The sequence below is a fragment of the Nonomuraea rubra genome (assembly GCF_014207985.1).
Taxonomy (GTDB): Bacteria; Actinomycetota; Actinomycetes; order Streptosporangiales; family Streptosporangiaceae; genus Nonomuraea; species Nonomuraea rubra.
On record NZ_JACHMI010000001.1, the window covers coordinates 4,331,491 to 4,346,249 of the forward strand.

General features: G+C 71.6%; 15 protein-coding genes. 14 read left to right on the plus strand and 1 reads right to left on the minus strand.

Translation table 11 applies throughout. The annotated features are described in order from the left end of the window. Nucleotides 1-16 precede the first annotated feature (16 nt). The 7 genes from prcA to HD593_RS19790 all read left to right on the plus strand — a co-directional run bounded on the left by prcA (nucleotide 17) and on the right by HD593_RS19790 (nucleotide 6,360). Nucleotides 17-829 (plus strand): proteasome subunit alpha, encoded by an 813-nt coding sequence (prcA, locus tag HD593_RS19760; protein ID WP_185111975.1) that lies wholly within the window; start codon nucleotides 17-19, stop codon nucleotides 827-829. A gap of 211 nt (nucleotides 830-1,040) precedes the next feature. Next, complete coding sequence (locus tag HD593_RS19765) at nucleotides 1,041-1,565, plus strand: hypothetical protein (RefSeq protein ID WP_312903556.1); 525 nt, start codon at nucleotides 1,041-1,043, stop codon at nucleotides 1,563-1,565. A gap of 141 nt (nucleotides 1,566-1,706) precedes the next feature. Next, nucleotides 1,707-3,065 (plus strand): Pup--protein ligase, encoded by a 1,359-nt coding sequence (gene pafA / locus HD593_RS19770; protein ID WP_185103546.1) that lies wholly within the window; start codon nucleotides 1,707-1,709, stop codon nucleotides 3,063-3,065. A 123-nt stretch (nucleotides 3,066-3,188) separates the two neighbouring features. After that, entirely contained in the window at nucleotides 3,189-4,157 is a 969-nt protein-coding gene (locus HD593_RS19775) for an FKBP-type peptidyl-prolyl cis-trans isomerase (protein WP_185103547.1), read from the plus strand. A gap of 110 nt (nucleotides 4,158-4,267) precedes the next feature. After that, nucleotides 4,268-5,164 (plus strand): FKBP-type peptidyl-prolyl cis-trans isomerase, encoded by an 897-nt coding sequence (locus HD593_RS19780; RefSeq protein ID WP_185103548.1) that lies wholly within the window; start codon nucleotides 4,268-4,270, stop codon nucleotides 5,162-5,164. A gap of 28 nt (nucleotides 5,165-5,192) precedes the next feature. Beyond that, on the plus strand, nucleotides 5,193-5,849 hold the full coding sequence (locus HD593_RS19785) for a helix-turn-helix transcriptional regulator (RefSeq protein WP_185103549.1): 657 nt from the start codon (nucleotides 5,193-5,195) through the stop codon (nucleotides 5,847-5,849). A 16-nt stretch (nucleotides 5,850-5,865) separates the two neighbouring features. After that, the gene (locus HD593_RS19790) at nucleotides 5,866-6,360 is read left to right on the plus strand and encodes a DUF3291 domain-containing protein (protein ID WP_185103550.1); all 495 of its coding nucleotides are present in this window, start codon (nucleotides 5,866-5,868) and stop codon (nucleotides 6,358-6,360) included. Here the strand turns inward: HD593_RS19790 and HD593_RS19795 are convergent. After that, nucleotides 6,306-7,373, minus strand: a complete 1,068-nt coding sequence (locus HD593_RS19795; RefSeq protein WP_185103551.1) for a DUF3866 family protein — start codon at nucleotides 7,371-7,373, stop codon at nucleotides 6,306-6,308. The genes HD593_RS19790 and HD593_RS19795 overlap by 55 nt on opposite strands. A 38-nt stretch (nucleotides 7,374-7,411) precedes the next feature. On the opposite strand from HD593_RS19795, the gene HD593_RS19800 reads away from it, so the two are divergent. The 7 genes from HD593_RS19800 (at nucleotide 7,412) to HD593_RS19830 (ending at nucleotide 14,618) form a co-directional block, all read left to right on the plus strand. Continuing rightward, nucleotides 7,412-8,362: a helix-turn-helix transcriptional regulator gene (locus tag HD593_RS19800; protein WP_185103552.1), complete on the plus strand. Its 951-nt coding sequence runs from the start codon at nucleotides 7,412-7,414 to the stop codon at nucleotides 8,360-8,362. Then, on the plus strand, nucleotides 8,359-9,324 hold the full coding sequence (locus HD593_RS19805; protein ID WP_185103553.1) for a helix-turn-helix transcriptional regulator: 966 nt from the start codon (nucleotides 8,359-8,361) through the stop codon (nucleotides 9,322-9,324). The genes HD593_RS19800 and HD593_RS19805 overlap by 4 nt, the downstream gene beginning before the upstream one ends. Then, on the plus strand, nucleotides 9,321-9,521 hold the full coding sequence (locus HD593_RS19810) for a hypothetical protein (RefSeq protein ID WP_185103554.1): 201 nt from the start codon (nucleotides 9,321-9,323) through the stop codon (nucleotides 9,519-9,521). Before HD593_RS19805 ends, HD593_RS19810 begins: the two co-directional genes overlap by 4 nt. A gap of 29 nt (nucleotides 9,522-9,550) precedes the next feature. Continuing rightward, a complete protein-coding gene (gene tatA, locus HD593_RS19815) occupies nucleotides 9,551-9,910 on the plus strand; it encodes a Sec-independent protein translocase subunit TatA (RefSeq protein WP_185103555.1) in 360 nt (119 codons plus the stop codon). 92 nt (nucleotides 9,911-10,002) lie between these two features. Continuing rightward, nucleotides 10,003-10,839, plus strand: coding sequence for a twin-arginine translocase subunit TatC (gene tatC / locus HD593_RS19820; protein WP_246546652.1), 837 nt, complete (start codon nucleotides 10,003-10,005; stop codon nucleotides 10,837-10,839). Nucleotides 10,840-10,878: 39 nt separating this feature from the next. Further along, nucleotides 10,879-11,772 carry a diacylglycerol/lipid kinase family protein gene (locus HD593_RS19825; protein ID WP_185103557.1) on the plus strand — a complete coding sequence of 298 codons (894 nt, stop codon included), beginning with the start codon at nucleotides 10,879-10,881 and terminating at the stop codon, nucleotides 11,770-11,772. A gap of 122 nt (nucleotides 11,773-11,894) precedes the next feature. Then, entirely contained in the window at nucleotides 11,895-14,618 is a 2,724-nt protein-coding gene (locus HD593_RS19830) for a DEAD/DEAH box helicase (protein WP_185103558.1), read from the plus strand. Nucleotides 14,619-14,759 lie beyond the last annotated feature (141 nt).

Sequence of the window (14,759 nt, forward strand, 5' to 3'; positions counted from 1 at the left end):
ACCTCCACACGTGTCCATGCCTTTCGGATATGCGTCCCCCGAGCAGATCATGCGGGACAAGGCCGACTACGCGCGCAAGGGCATCGCGCGGGGCCGTTCCGTCGTCGTGCTGCAGTACGTGGACGGCATCCTGTTCGTCGCGCCCAACCCGTCGCGGGCGCTGCACAAGATCAGCGAGATCTACGACCGCATCGGGTTCGCGGCGGTGGGCCGCTACAACGAGTTCGAGGAGTTGCGGCTCGGCGGCATCCGCTACGCCGACATCAACGGCTACACCTACGACCGCTCCGACGTGACCGGGCGCGGCCTGGCCAACCTGTACGCCTCCAACCTGGGCCGCATCTTCACCGAGTCGATCAAGTCGCTGGAGGTGGAGGTCGTCGTCGCCGAGGTGGGCGACACCAAGGAGGGCGACGCCATCTACCGGCTCACCTTCGACGGGTCGGTCTTCGACGAGCACGGCTTCGCGGCCATGGGCGGCCAGGCCGAGGCGGTGGCCGGCCGGCTGAAGGAGCGCTACCGCGAGTCGATGTCGCTGGCCGACGCGCTGGAGGTGGCGCTGACAGCGCTGACCGAGCCCGGCGGGGAGCGGCCGCCGGTGGCGCAGCTCGAGGTGGCGGTGCTCGACCGCAACCGGGAGCACCGCAAGTTCCTGCGGCTGACGGGGGCGCGGCTGGAGCGGCTGCTGGCCCAGACCAGCAACCCGCCCGCCACCCCGCCTGCCACCCCGCCTGCCACCCCGCCCGCCACGCCGCCTCAGGGCTCCGGTGACACGCCGCCGCCCACGGGGCCCGACGGGGACGTGGACGACGGCTCCTCGCCGCTGTAGGGCGGGCACGGGACGTCACGACGGGGACCGCCACGGCGGTCCCCGTCGCCGTTCCGGGCCGAGCCCCGCCGCTGTGGGGCCGGGTCGTCGAGGGTGCCGTGCGGGGCGGTGGCCGGGGTGGCGGGTCGGGTGGGTGGCGGGCGGTTCCAGTGTGACCTGTTTCACCCGGGGGCGCCCGAACTCCGGGCGGTGATCGCGGATCTCATGATCTGTGAACACTCCCTTGCGTGGCCTGCTGGCGGCCGGTGCCGCGGCGGCCGTGATGCTCACCTCCGGCGTGGCTGCCGAGGCCGCCACCGCGTTCCCCAGGTACAAGGCGCCGAAGATCTTCGGCACCACGTTCCAGGCGGACCCGAAGCACGACTTCACCAAGCACATCCACTCCCGCCACGACGGCATCCTGCGCGGCTGGTTCACCTACGTGCGCGGCGGCGTGGCCGAGTACGAGCCGATCAGGTGGAAGAAGGGCACCCAGACCGAGGGCCACTTCGAGGGCCCGCCCGAGGGCGACGCCATGGCCTACGCCTCGCCCATCGCCAAGGACGTGATCTACCTGTCGGCGTACGGCTGCAAGCCGTCCCGCTCGGAGCTGACCGTCAGCCGCAAGACGGGCCTGGGCGCCAAGCGCTGCTCCAGGGCGACGCTGATCAAGCAGCACGGCAAGACAGGCCACCCGTCCCTCATCACCGTCCACAAGGGCAGGATCGTCCAGGTCCAGGAGATCTACACCCCCTGAGAGGGCGTGCCGCGGCACCCGCGCCCCGTGAGGGCGGGCACGGGGGCCGGAACGGGGCGAAAGCGGTCATCGGCGGCTCCGGAGGGAAAACACCTGCGAAGATCTCTCCCGCTCGCCGATCCGTGGGCATAGTGTGAGGTGATGGATCGTCGCATCTTCGGGCTGGAGAACGAGTACGGCGTGACCTGCACGTTCAGGGGGCAGCGCAGGTTGTCCCCCGACGAGGTCGCGCGCTACTTGTTCCGGCGGGTCGTGTCCTGGGGCCGATCGAGCAACGTCTTCCTCCGCAACGGCGCGCGTCTGTATCTGGACGTGGGCAGCCATCCTGAGTACGCAACACCCGAGTGTGACAACGTCATCGAGCTCGTCACCCACGACAAGGCGGGCGAGCGCATCCTCGAGGGCCTGCTCGTGGACGCCGAGAAGCGGCTGCGCGAAGAGGGCATCGCCGGTGACATCTACCTGTTCAAGAACAACACCGACTCGGCCGGCAACTCCTACGGCTGCCACGAGAACTACCTGGTCGGCAGGCACGGGGAGTTCGGCCGGCTGGCGGACGTGCTCATCCCGTTCCTGGTGACGCGGCAGATCGTGTGCGGGGCGGGCAAGGTGCTGCAGACGCCGCGCGGCGCCGTCTACTGCGTCTCGCAGCGGGCCGAGCACATCTGGGAGGGCGTCTCCAGCGCCACCACCCGCTCGCGTCCGATCATCAACACCAGGGACGAGCCGCACGCCGACGCCGAGCGGTTCCGCCGCCTGCACGTCATCGTGGGCGACTCCAACATGAGCGAGACCACGATGCTGCTCAAGGTCGGCGCCACCGACCTGGTGCTGCGCATGATCGAGTCGGGCACGGTGATGCGCGACCTGTCGCTGGAGAACCCGATCAGGGCCATCCGCGAGGTCTCCCACGACATGACCGGGCGGCGCCGGGTGCGGCTGGCCAACGGGCGCGAGGCGTCGAGCCTGGAGATCCAGCAGGAGTACCTGTCGAAGGCGAAGGACTTCGTCGACCGCCGCGGCGGCGACGCCATCGCCCACCGGGTGCTGGAGCTGTGGGAGCGCACGCTCACCGCGGTCGACACGGGCAACCTCGACCTGGTCTCGCGGGAGATCGACTGGGTGACGAAGTACCAGCTCATCGAGCGGTACCGGCGCAAGTACGACCTGCCGCTGTCCTCGCCGCGGGTGGCCCAGCTCGACCTGGCCTACCACGACGTGCACCGCAAGCGCGGCCTGTACTACCTGCTGCAGAAGCGCGGCTCGGTGGAGCGGGTGGCGTCCGACCTGAAGATCTTCGAGGCCAAGTCGGTGCCGCCGCAGACGACCAGGGCGCGGCTGCGCGGCGAGTTCATCCGCAAGGCGCAGGAGAAGCGGCGCGACTTCACCGTCGACTGGGTGCACCTCAAGCTGAACGACCAGGCGCAGCGCACGGTGCTGTGCAAGGACCCGTTCCGCAGCGTGGACGAGCGGGTGGACAAGCTGATCGCCGGCATGTGAGCGGAGCCGGCCGGCCGGACGGCGGCCGGCCGGGTAACGCGGAACGTGGGACTCCGTTTACCTCGGCCCTACCGGCAAGTCGGGTAGTGTGACGCGAATCTGACGTCTTTCCGAGGGAAATCCATGCGCCGCGCTCTGGCCGTACTGGCCGCCGTGCCATTGATCTTGTCCGCCGCAGCGTGCGGCTCCGACGGCGCCACCACGGGTGCCACCACGGGCGCCACCACGGGCGCGACCGCGAGCGGCTCCGCCGCCGGCGCGCCGTCGGGGGTCAAGGTCGCCGGGAACGTGGGCGCCAAGCCCACGGTGACCTTCCCCTCCGGCTCGCCCGCCACGAAGTCGTCGTACGAGGTGATCCAGCCGGGCACCGGCACCGGCGTCAAGGCCGGTGACCGGGTGATCGTCAACCTGACCGTCTACAACTGGGACGGCAAGACCAACGCCGTCGCGGGCTCGTCCTACGACACCAAGGCGCCGGAGACGATCGCGGTCACCGAGCAGCTCCCGCAGGTGCTGCAGGAGGGCTTCACGAAGGTCAAGCACGGCGGCCGGCTGCTGGCCGTGCTGGCCAACGACTCCGTCGCCCAGCAGCAGACGACGACGCCGGCCGAGCCGACCAAGGTGTTCGTCTTCGACGTGGTCGGCACCCAGCCGCCTGCGCTGAAGGCCGCCGAGGGCAAGGAGACCGGCGAGTCGATCAAGGGCGTCACGGTGGACAACCCGGGCGGCGAGAAGGCGCCCACGCTGACCACCAAGACGGACGAGAAGGCGCCCAAGGAGCTGGTCGTCAAGACGCTCATCCAGGGCACCGGCGCGAAGACGCAGGCCAACCAGACGCTCGTGGTCCACTACACCGGCAAGATCTGGGGCACCGACCAGCAGTTCGACTCGAGCTGGGAGCGGGGCCAGCCGGCCGAGTTCCCGCTCGCGCAGGTCATCCAGGGCTGGCAGAAGGGCCTGGCCGGGGTGCCGGTCGGCAGCCGCGTGGTGATGAGCATCCCGCCGGACCTCGGGTACGGCAGCCAGGCGCAGCAGGGCATCCCCGCCAACAGCACGCTGGTGTTCGTGGTGGACGTCCTGGGCGCCTACTGACCGGACCGGAGGCTCTGCTGACGGGCGGTCTCCTCTAGCGGTAGCATCGCGAGCCCGGCGGCGCCCTCTGCGGGCGAGCCGCCGGGCCGTCGCGTGCTGGGAGGACACCGATGCGCCGCGCCGCCACGTCACTGCTGCTGGTGCCCCTGCTGCTGGCCGGCTGCACGGGCGAGGCGGCCGGGGACCTGGACCTGCGGGTGGGCGGCGCGTTCGGCGCCCGCCCGACGATCGACTTCCCCGACGGGAAGCCGGTGGCCGGGCTGCAGGTGGACGAGCTGGCCACGGGCAAGGGCGAGCGGCTCGGCGCGGACGACGTGGCGATCGTCCAGTACACCGCGCACGTGTGGGACGGCCGGGGCAACCGCCTGGTGGACTCCAGCTTCAACCGGGGCACCCCGGCGGCGTTCCCGGTGGGGGAGCTGCTGCCGGGCCTGGAGCGGGCGCTGAAGGGCCGCAGGGTGGGCAGCCGCGTGATCGCCGCCATCCCGCCGGGGGACGGGTTCGGCGCGAACCCGCCGCAGGGCGTGGCCGCCGGCGAGGAGCTGTTCTACGTCGTCGACATCCTCGGCGCGCACCCCAGGGGCGCCTCGGTCCAGTCGGAGGGCGGCACGCTGGCCGGGGTGCGGGTGGGCGGCGGCGCCAGGCCGGCGCTGACGGTGCCCGCGGGCCCGCCGCCGGCCAGGTTCGCGGCCAAGGTGCTGGCCAGGGGAGAGGGCCGCGCGGCGCGGCCGGGACAGCTCGTCGTCACCCAGTACGAGGCCGCCGTCTGGGGCCGCCGCAAGGTGTTCGAGGCGACCTGGGCGAGCGGCGGGCCGAAGGCGTTCAAGCTGGGCGACGGCAGCGTGATCAGGGCGTGGGACAGGGCGCTGGCGGGCGTGCCCGCGGGCAGCCGCGTGCTGATGATCGTCCCGCCCGCCGACGGGTACGGCCGCGCCGGCAACCCGGCGTACGGGATCAAGGGCTCGGACACGCTCGTCTTCGTCGTGGATCTCCTCGCCGCCTACTGAGGTCGGGTCCTGCTCGTAGACTCCCGCTGTGAGTAGCGACGACCTCGAGGCGCTGGCCCTGTTGCACGACCCCGTCCGCCGCAGCCTGTACGACGTCGTCGCCTCCCGGGGCGGTGACGTCGGCCGGGGCGAGGCGGCGGAGGCGGCGGGCGTGTCCAGGACGCTGGCCGGCCACCACCTGGACAAGCTGGTGGAGGCGGGGCTGCTGGAGAGCGGGTTCCGGCAGCAGGAGAGGAAGGGGCCCGGCAGCGGCCGGCCGGCGAAGGTCTACCGCCGGGCCAGGGGCGAGCGGTCGGTGAGCCTGCCGCCGCGCGACTACGTCACGCTCGCCTCGGTGCTGGCCGGCGTGGTGGAGGCGCTGGGCGCCGAGGAGCGGGCCGAGGAGGTGGCGCGCGGGGCGGGTGCCGCGATCGCCGAGGGCCGCCGGGGCGAGCCCGTCGAGCGGGTGCTGGGCGAGCGCGGCTACGAGCCGTACGCCGAGGGCGGGAAGGTGCGGCTGCGCAACTGCCCGTTCCACGTGCTGGCCGAGGAGCAGCCGCTGCTGGTGTGCTCCATGAACCTCGCGCTGTGCCAGGGGCTGCTGGAGGGGCTCGGCGACGACCCCGGGCGGGCGGCGCTGGACCCGCGGCCGGGGGAGTGCTGCGTCTCTCTAAAACAAACGGATATTGACATAGAAGGCGGGTGATGGTGTGCTGGCTCCCATGAATCCACCAGCCATGCATCTCGCCGAGCTGAACATCGCCCACCTGCGCGCGCCCATCGACAGTGCCGAGCTCGCCGAGTTCGTCGCCCTCCTGGAGCCCATCAACGCCGTCGCCGACGCGGCGCCGGGGTTCGTGTGGCGGCTCAAGGAGAGTGAGGTCGACCCCACCGCCACCGTCGTGCACGACTACGGCGACCACCTGCTGATCAACTTCTCGGTGTGGGAGTCGCTGGAGACCCTGTGGAACTACGCCTACCGCAGCGAGCACCTGGCCGTGCTGCGGCGGCGCAGGGAGTGGTTCCTGCGCATGATGGAGCCGTACATGGTGCTGTGGTGGGTGCCCGCCGGGCACATCCCCACCCTGGCGGAGGGCATGCGGCGGCTGGAACGCCTCAGGAGCGAGGGGCCCGGCCCCGAGGCGTTCACGTTCAAGGACTCCTACGACAGCAGCGAGGCCGTCAGCCTGCCCGCCGCCGCCGAGGCCAGGAAGTAGGGCAGGTCCTCGTCCAGGCCCCGGCCCATCGTCGACAACCGCACCGGCGAGGTCTCCAGCGCCTCACGCAGGCCGTCCACGGGGACGGAGACCAGCCGGTGCCGTACGGCCAGCAGCTCGGCCTGGTCCCTGACCCGCACCCCGAACTCGCCCGGCAGCTCCGGCACCGGCACCTGCGCGGGTGACAGCGCGACCCGGCCGTAGGCGGTCAGCGAGTGGTGCGAGACGCCGTAGTGGCGCTCGCGCCGGTCGCCCTCGCTGACCCGCAGCGCCGCCACCGGCTGCCCCCGCAGCACGCCCGCCGCGTTGACCGCCTCGCCCGCCGCCACCCCCGAGAAGCCCCACCGGGTGCCCGTGCCCAGGTTCCCCGGGCCCTGCGTGACGATCGCCACCTCGGCCTCCAGCACGTGCCTGGCCGCCAGCAGCCCCGTGTGCACGGTGACCGCCTCCAGGTCGCCGCCGAACGACTGGCCCACCGTCACCACGCCGGCCAGCCAGCCGGTCTCCCGCAGCCGGGCCGCCGCCATCGAGAACCAGACGGGCAGCGCCCCGCCGTCCTGCATCACGTACGCCACCCGCACGCCCGCCCTGGCGGCGTACAGGCCGCACAGGATCGGGGCCAGCGCCGAGTGCAGATCGGCCACGATCACGGGCATGCCGTCGAGCGAGTCCGCCTCGCGCAACCGCTCGTGGAACGGGGAATCCTGCTCGTCGGCGCCCTGCACCGTGGCCTGCAGCGGCGTGTACCTCGCCTTCACCAGGTGGCCAGGACCGACGGGATCTTCCGGCAAACGGTTCGGGACGGCCACCACCATGGCGTAACCTCCCGTACCGAGACCCATCGCGAGCGCGGTCGTGTTGAGCAGCACCTCATCGCCGGGTTCCGGGCGGCCCACCAACGGTGGATACGCCAGCGCCCGGCACTCCCCCTCGGGGACGGTGACGTCCAGCTCCACCGCTCCCGGCCACTCGCGTCGGATCCGTACGACCTCGCCCTTGCGCCATCTGATCACGGGGGCAGGGTAGCGTCGATGAAGGAGGAGTGAGGCAGATGTCGCGCCGGAAGACAGAACGGTTGCTCAATCTGGTGATCTGCCTGCTCGCCACCCGGCGCCCGCTGTCGGCCGAGCAGATCCGCCAGGCCGTCCCCGGATACGACCGCGATGGCGACGAGGCGTTCCAGCGGATGTTCGAGCGGGACAAGAACGAGCTGCGCGAGATCGGCATCCCGATCGACGTCGTGCGCGACCCGTGGGAGGACGAGCCGGGCTACCGGATCGAGCGGGAGTCGTACGAGCTGCCCGAGATCACCCTGGAGCCCGACGAGGCCGCCGTGCTGGGCCTGGCCGCCCAGGTGTGGCAGCGCGCCAGCCTGGCCGAGGCCGCGTCGGGGGCGCTGCTGAAGCTGCGGGCCGGCGGCGTCGCCACCGACCAGCCGGTCGGCACCGGGGCGCTGGAGCTGCGGGTGGACACCCGCGACCCGGCCTTCCCCGCGCTGTGGGACGCCGTGCGCGACCGGCGCGTGGTCCGCTTCGACTACCGCGGCGCCGGCAGCGAGTCCGTCCGCAGCCGCACCGTGGAGCCGTGGGGCGTGGTCAGCCGGCGCGGCCGCTGGTACCTGGCCGGGTACGATCGCGACAGGGACGCGCCGCGCGCCTTCCGGCTCAGCCGCATCACCGGGCAGGTCACCACCGTGGGCCGGCCGGGCGCCGTCGAGGTGCCCGAGGGCATCGACCTGCGGGCCATGGTGGGCTTCCCCGACGAGACGACCGACGAGCGGGTCGCCGTCGTCCGCGTGCGCCAGGGGGCGTGCGAGGGGCTGCGGCAGCTCGCCAGGGCCGTGCATCCCGGCACCGACGGGTGGGACGAGGCCGAGCTGGCCTTCACCGACCCCGAGCGGCTGGCCGGATGGATGGCCAGCCTCGGCGCCGACGTCGAGGTGGTCGAGCCGCCGGACGCCCGCGAGGCGGTCATCAGGCGTTTGAAGGGGGCTATGGCGTGAGTGGTTCCGCGGATCGGCTGCCGAGGTTGCTGGCGCTGGTGCCGTACCTGATGTCCCACCCGGGGGCGCAGGTCGGCGAGGTGGCCTCGGTGTTCGGGCTGAGCGAGAAGCAGCTCATCGACGACCTGCAGCTCGTCTGGATGTGCGGGCTGCCCGGCCACACCCCCGGCGACCTCATCGACGTCTCCTGGGACGGCGGCGAGATCCTCATCGACAACGCCGACACCATCGCCAGGCCGCTGCGGCTGGGCATCGACGAGGCCAGCGCGCTGCTGGTCGCGCTGCGCATGCTGGCCGCCACCCCCGAGCTCGCCGAAGTGCCGGGCGACGCGCTGCCGCGCGTGACGGCCAAGCTGGAGCGGGCCGCGGGGGAGGGCGCCGCCACCGTCAGCACCCAGGTCGCCGTGGACGTCGAGGCCGCCCCCGACGCGCTGCCGCGCGTGCGCGAGGGCCTGACCAGGGGCAGGCGGCTGTCGCTGCGCTACTACGTGCAGGGCCGCGACGAGGTGACGCCGCGCGAGGTGGACCCGATGCGGGTCGTCGTCGTGGACGGCCGCGCCTACCTGGAGGGCTGGTGCTACCGGGCCGAGGCGATGCGGCTGTTCAGGCTCGACCGGGTGCTCGGCGTGGACGTGCTCGAGGTGCCGGCCGACCCGCCCGCCGAGGCCGAGCCGCGCGACGTCACCGCCGGCGTCTTCCGCCCCTCCCCGACCGACGAGCTGGTGGAGCTGGAGCTGAGCGCGGCCGGGCGGTGGGTGGCCGAGTACTACCCGTGCGAGCAGGTCACCGAGCTGGGCGAGGGGCGGCTGCGGGTGGCGCTGCGGGCCCGCGACCAGGACTGGATACTCAAGCTGGCGCTGCGCCTGGGCGACACCGGCCGGGTCGTCTCGCCGCCCGACATGGCCGAGACCGTGCGCCAGGAGGCCGAGCGTGCCCTGGCCCTGTACGCTCACCACTCATGACCTGGATCTTCGTGTCGGCAGGGCTGGGCGTGGCCGGGCTGGTCGTGCTCGGCATCGCCGGTGCCCGTGTCGTCGCCGCGGCACGTAATCTGAAGAGGGAAATCGCCGCGGCGCAGGCGCAGCTTGAGCCAAGGCGGGCCAGATTGGCGGGCCAGGGGGGTGAGACCTCGCCCCAGGCAGCGTACGATCGTGGCTGAAACAGGCAACTCGCTAGAAAGGGCGTTTCATGCCGAACCTCGGAGTGCCCGAACTCCTGATCATCCTCCTGGCGCTCGTGCTGCTGTTCGGTGCCAAGAAGCTGCCTGACATGGCTCGCGGCATCGGCCGGTCGCTGCGGATCTTCAAGTCGGAGACCGCCAAGCTTCGCGATGACGACGACGAGACCCAGCACACGGTGCAGCAGGCCCCGATGCAGGCCCAGCCTCACCCGCAGCCCCAGCCCGTGCAGCCGCAGCAGATCCAGGCCTCCGCGCCCGCTCCGGCCCCGGCTCCGGTGCTGTCGGCCGAGGAGCAGGCCCGCCAGCTCGAGGAGCAGGCCGCCAGGTTGCGCGCGGGCGCCGCCTCGCAGGCCGACAAGCACGCCTGATCCCCATCCCTCCTCGTCACCTGGACTGCTAGATGGCGCTGCTCAAACGATCGAGCACTACGGCACCCGACCCCGAGGGTCGCATGCCGCTGATGGAGCATCTGCGGGAGCTGCGCAACCGCCTGGTCATCGCGCTGGCCGCCGTGCTCGTCGGCATCGTGGTGGGCTTCATCGTCTTCGATCCGGTGTGGGCGTTCATCAAGGAACCGTTCTGCGAGACACCGCAGGCCGGTCAGCTCCGCCCCGGCGAGTGCACGCTCATCTTCGGCGGCATCTTCCAGTCGTTCTTCCTGACGCTGAAGGTGTCGGCGCTGGTCGGCGTCGTGGTGTCCTCGCCCGTCTGGCTGTACCAGATCTGGGCGTTCGTCACGCCCGCGCTCTACCGCAACGAGAAGCGGTACTCCTTCACCTTCCTGGCGCTGGCGGTCCCGCTGTTCCTGCTCGGCACCGCGCTGGCGTACTTCATCATGGACACCAGCCTGGCGATCCTGCTGGGGTTCGCGCCGACCGACTCCGTCGCGGCCATCCAGATCGACGAGTACGTCAGCTACGTGCTCATCATGCTGGTGATCTTCGGTATCTCGTTCGAGCTGCCGCTGCTGCTGGTGTTCCTGAACATCATCGGCGTCCTGTCCCACGCCACGGTCAAGAAGCACCGCCGTACGGTCATCTTCGTCATGTTCATCTTCGGCGCGGTCATCACGCCCGGCGGAGACCCGCTGACGATGATGGCGCTGGCAGCGCCGATGGTCGTGCTGTACTTCGTGGCCGAGGGCTTCATGTACCTCCGCGAGCGGCGCCTGCCGAACACGGAGGACTTCTCCCACCTGTCCGACGACGAGGCCTCGCCGCTGGCCGAGGACACCTCGTCCCCCGACGACGACCCGACGCCTCTCGACGAGGAGCCGCCCGCGGCGGACAAGCGTTAAGGCATTCCGGTCGCGCCCGGCAGGCGATACATTCCGGGCGTGTCCTCATCGCCGCAACTCGCCCTGCTCGTCAACCCCGCCGCGCGCGGCGGGCGTACGCTGCGCCTGCTCGAGCCCGTGGCGCGCCGGCTGCGTGCCGGAGGGGCCGAGCTGACGGTGATCGTCGGCGACGACGCCACCGACGCGCTGGAGCGTGCCTGCACCGCCGTGTCCGAGCGCCCCGACGCCCTGGTGGCCTTCGGCGGCGACGGCCTGGTGCACCTGGCCGTGCAGGCGGTGGCCGGCACTGACGTGCCGCTCGGCATCATCCCCGCCGGCACCGGCAACGACTTCGCCGCCGCGCTCGGCCTGCCCCGCCACGACCTCGTGGCCGCCGCCGCGACCGTGCTGCGGATGAAGTCGCGCCGCGTCGACGCCGCGCGCATCCGCGCGGGCACGACCGAGGAACTGTTCGCCGGAGTGGCGTGCTGCGGGTTCGACTCGCGCGTCAACGAGCGGGCCAACCGGCTCACCTGGCCGCCGGGGACGGCCCGGTACCTGGTGGCCACGGCGCGGGAGCTGCGCTCGTTCCGGCCGGTCCCGTTCCGCCTGACGCTGGACGACGGCGAGGTGGTCGAGCGGGAGGCCATGCTGGTGGCGGTGGCGAACACGCGCTCGTACGGCGCGGGCATGCGGGTCTGCCCGGACGCCAGGCCCGACGACGGGCTGCTGGACGTGGTGATGATCGGAGCCGTGTCCAAGCTGGAGTTCCTGCGGGTCTTCCCCGGCGTGTACCGGGGCAGGCACGTGACGCATCCGGCCGTGTCGGTGTGGCGGGTGCGCAGCGTACGCGTGGAGGCCGAGAACCTGGTCGCCTACGCCGACGGCGAACGGGTGGGCGCCGTGCCGGTCCACTGCGAGGTCCGGCCGGGGGCGCTGCGCGTCATCGTATGAGATCTACTTTGTAAAGGCGCCTGGCCGGGACGGCGCCGCGTCCCTGACGGACGCCCGCGGGCGCGGCGAGGGCCGGAATAGGCGGGACGGACCGGAATGGCGATTTCGGTAGGCTGGCGGGTATGACAACGCCAGCGGAACGCTACGCGGCCTTCCGTCAGAAGCACGGGGACGACGGGGCCGCTCTGAGCTCGTTCCGAGGTCTCTACGACTTCGAGCTGGACGACTTCCAGCTGGACGCCTGCAGGGCCCTGGAGGCCGGTGACGGAGTCCTCGTGGCGGCGCCCACGGGCTCGGGCAAGACGGTCGTTGGGGAGTTCGCCGTCCATCTCGCCCTGGAGCAGGGCCGCAAGTGCTTCTACACGACGCCGATCAAGGCGCTGTCGAACCAGAAGTACAACGACCTGGTCAAGCGGTACGGCACCGCCAAGGTCGGCCTGCTGACCGGCGACAACAGCGTCAACGGCGAGGCGCCCATCGTGGTCATGACGACCGAGGTGCTGCGCAACATGCTCTACGCCGGCTCGGCGACGCTGGCCGGGCTCGGGTTCGCCGTGATGGACGAGGTGCACTACCTGGCCGACCGGTTCAGGGGCGCGGTGTGGGAAGAGGTCATCATCCACCTGCCCGACTCGGTGCGGCTGGTGGCGCTGTCGGCGACGGTGAGCAACGCCGAGGAGTTCGGCGAGTGGATGGGCGAGGTGCGCGGCGACACCACGGTGATCGTCGACGAGCACCGGCCGGTGCCGCTGTGGCAGCACATGATGGTCGGCAACCGCATCTACGACCTGTTCATGACCGACGACCTGACGCCGCGCATCAACCCGACGCTGATGCGGGTGACGCGTGACGCCGAGCGGCTGACGGCGGGGCGGGGCCGGCGGGGTTACGGCAGGCCGCAGCGCTCGCGCCCGCCGGACCGGGTGCAGGTGATCGAGAAGCTGGACTCCGAGGGGCTGCTGCCGGCGATCACGTTCATCTTCTCGCGGGCGGGCTGCCAGGCGGCGGTGCAGCAGTGCCTGTACGCGGGCATCCGGCTGACCACCGACCGCGAGCGGCACGAGATCAGGCAGCTCGTGGACGAGCGCACGGCGCACCTGCCCGATGAGGATCTGGCGGTGCTGGGCTACCTGGAGTGGCGCGACTGCCTGGAGCGGGGGCTGGCGGCCCATCACGCGGGCATGCTGCCGGCGTTCAAGGAGGTCGTGGAGGAGCTGTTCACGCGCGGCCTGGTCAAGGCGGTGTTCGCGACCGAGACGCTGGCGCTGGGCATCAACATGCCGGCCCGCAGCGTGGTGATCGAGAAGCTCGACAAGTGGAACGGCGAGACTCACGCCGATCTCACGCCGGGGGAGTACACCCAGCTCACCGGCCGGGCCGGGCGGCGCGGCATCGACGTCGAGGGTCACGCGGTGGTGCTGTGGCAGCCGGGCATGGATCCGCTGTCGGTGGCGGGGCTGGCGGGCACCCGTACGTATCCGCTGCGCTCCAGCTTCCAGCCGTCGTACAACATGGCGGTCAACCTGGTCGGGCAGTTCGGCCGGGAGCGTGCCAGGACGCTGCTGGAGGAGTCGTTCGCGCAGTTCCAGGCGGACCGGGCGGTCGTCGGGCTGGCCAAGCAGCTGCGCAAGCACGAGGAGGCGCTGGAGGGCTACCAGGAGGCGATGACGTGCCACCTGGGCGACTTCCCCGAGTACGCGGCGCTGCGGCGTCGGCTGTCGGACCGGGAGGCGGAGCTGTCGCGCCAGCGGGGCGCCGCGCGCCGGGCGGCGGCGGTGCGGTCGCTGGAGGCACTGCAGCCCGGTGACGTCATCCGGGTGCCCGGCGGGCGCCGGGCGGGGCTGGCGATCGTGCTGGACCCGGGCCGCAACCCGCGCGGCACCGGGCCGAGCCCGCTGGTGCTGACGATCGGCAAGCAGATCAAGAAGCTCGATCCGGCCGACTTCCCGGTGCCGGTGGAGCCGCTGGAGAAGCTGCGCATCCCGAAGAACTTCAACGGCCGCTCGCCGAAGGAGCGTGCCAACCTCGTCTCCACGCTGCTGGCCAAGATCGGTGATCGTGATCTGGGCAAGCCGGTCAGGGCGCGTGACCACACGGTGGAGGACGACGAGGTCAACGAGCTGCGCCGGCGCATCCGCCAGCACCCGTGCCACGGCTGCGACGATCGCGAGGATCACGCGCGCTGGGCCGAGCGGTACTACAAGCTGCTGCGGGAGACCGAGGGGCTGCGGAGGAGGGTCGAGGGGCGTTCGCACGTCATCTCGCGTACGTTCGACCGCATCTGCTCGGTGCTGGAGCAGCTCGGTTACCTCGACGGCGAGGCCGTCACCGACGAGGGGCGGCGGCTGGGCCGTCTCTACACGGAGCTGGACCTGCTGACCGCGGAGTCGCTGCGCAAGGGGCTGTGGGAGGAGCTGGACCCGGCGGAGCTGGCGGCGTGCGTGTCGGCGCTGGTGTTCGAGTCGCGGGCGTCCGACGACACCCGCCGCCCGAAGATCCCGGCGGGGCGGGCCCAGGACGCGCTGTCGGCGATGATCCGGCTGTGGGGCGAGCTGGAGGGCATCGAGTCCGACCACGGGCTGTCCACGATCAGGGAGCCCGATCTGGGGTTCGCGTGGGCGGCGTTCCGGTGGACGAAGGGGCACAGCCTCGACGCGGTGCTGATGGAGGGCGTCAACGGCAACGAGCTGGCGGCCGGTGACTTCGTCCGGTGGATCAAGCAGCTCATGGACCTGCTCGGCCAGCTCGGGAACGCGGCGCCGCCCGGCAGCAAGATCAAGCAGACCGCGGTGAAGGCGATGGACGCGATGCGGCGGGGTGTGGTGGCGTACTCGTCGCTCACCTGATCCGCCCCTTGAGGATGCTCCTGAGAACTGGTTCTCAGGAGCATCTTTTGTTCTGGTTTGACCTCCCCCTGTCGTTTTACCTGTCGGCGGGCGCCTTTACATCTTCTCCTGCAGTGCCTTTCCGGCTTGGTTTTACCAGTC

Excerpts from the sequence above, each read along its gene's own strand:
- prcA (WP_185111975.1), top strand. The coding sequence starts at position 17 with ATGCCTTTCGGATATGCGTCCCCCGAGCAGATCATGCGGGACAAGGCC.
- HD593_RS19810 (WP_185103554.1), top strand. The coding sequence starts at position 9,321 with ATGACCTGGATCTTCGTGTCGGCAGGGCTGGGCGTGGCCGGGCTGGTC.
- tatA (WP_185103555.1), top strand. The coding sequence starts at position 9,551 with ATGCCGAACCTCGGAGTGCCCGAACTCCTGATCATCCTCCTGGCGCTC.
- HD593_RS19790 (WP_185103550.1), top strand. The coding sequence starts at position 5,866 with ATGAATCCACCAGCCATGCATCTCGCCGAGCTGAACATCGCCCACCTG.
- HD593_RS19800 (WP_185103552.1), top strand. The coding sequence starts at position 7,412 with ATGTCGCGCCGGAAGACAGAACGGTTGCTCAATCTGGTGATCTGCCTG.
- HD593_RS19780 (WP_185103548.1), top strand. The coding sequence starts at position 4,268 with ATGCGCCGCGCCGCCACGTCACTGCTGCTGGTGCCCCTGCTGCTGGCC.
- HD593_RS19775 (WP_185103547.1), top strand. The coding sequence starts at position 3,189 with ATGCGCCGCGCTCTGGCCGTACTGGCCGCCGTGCCATTGATCTTGTCC.
- pafA (WP_185103546.1), top strand. The coding sequence starts at position 1,707 with ATGGATCGTCGCATCTTCGGGCTGGAGAACGAGTACGGCGTGACCTGC.
- tatC (WP_246546652.1), top strand. The coding sequence starts at position 10,003 with ATGGAGCATCTGCGGGAGCTGCGCAACCGCCTGGTCATCGCGCTGGCC.
- HD593_RS19830 (WP_185103558.1), top strand. The coding sequence starts at position 11,895 with ATGACAACGCCAGCGGAACGCTACGCGGCCTTCCGTCAGAAGCACGGG.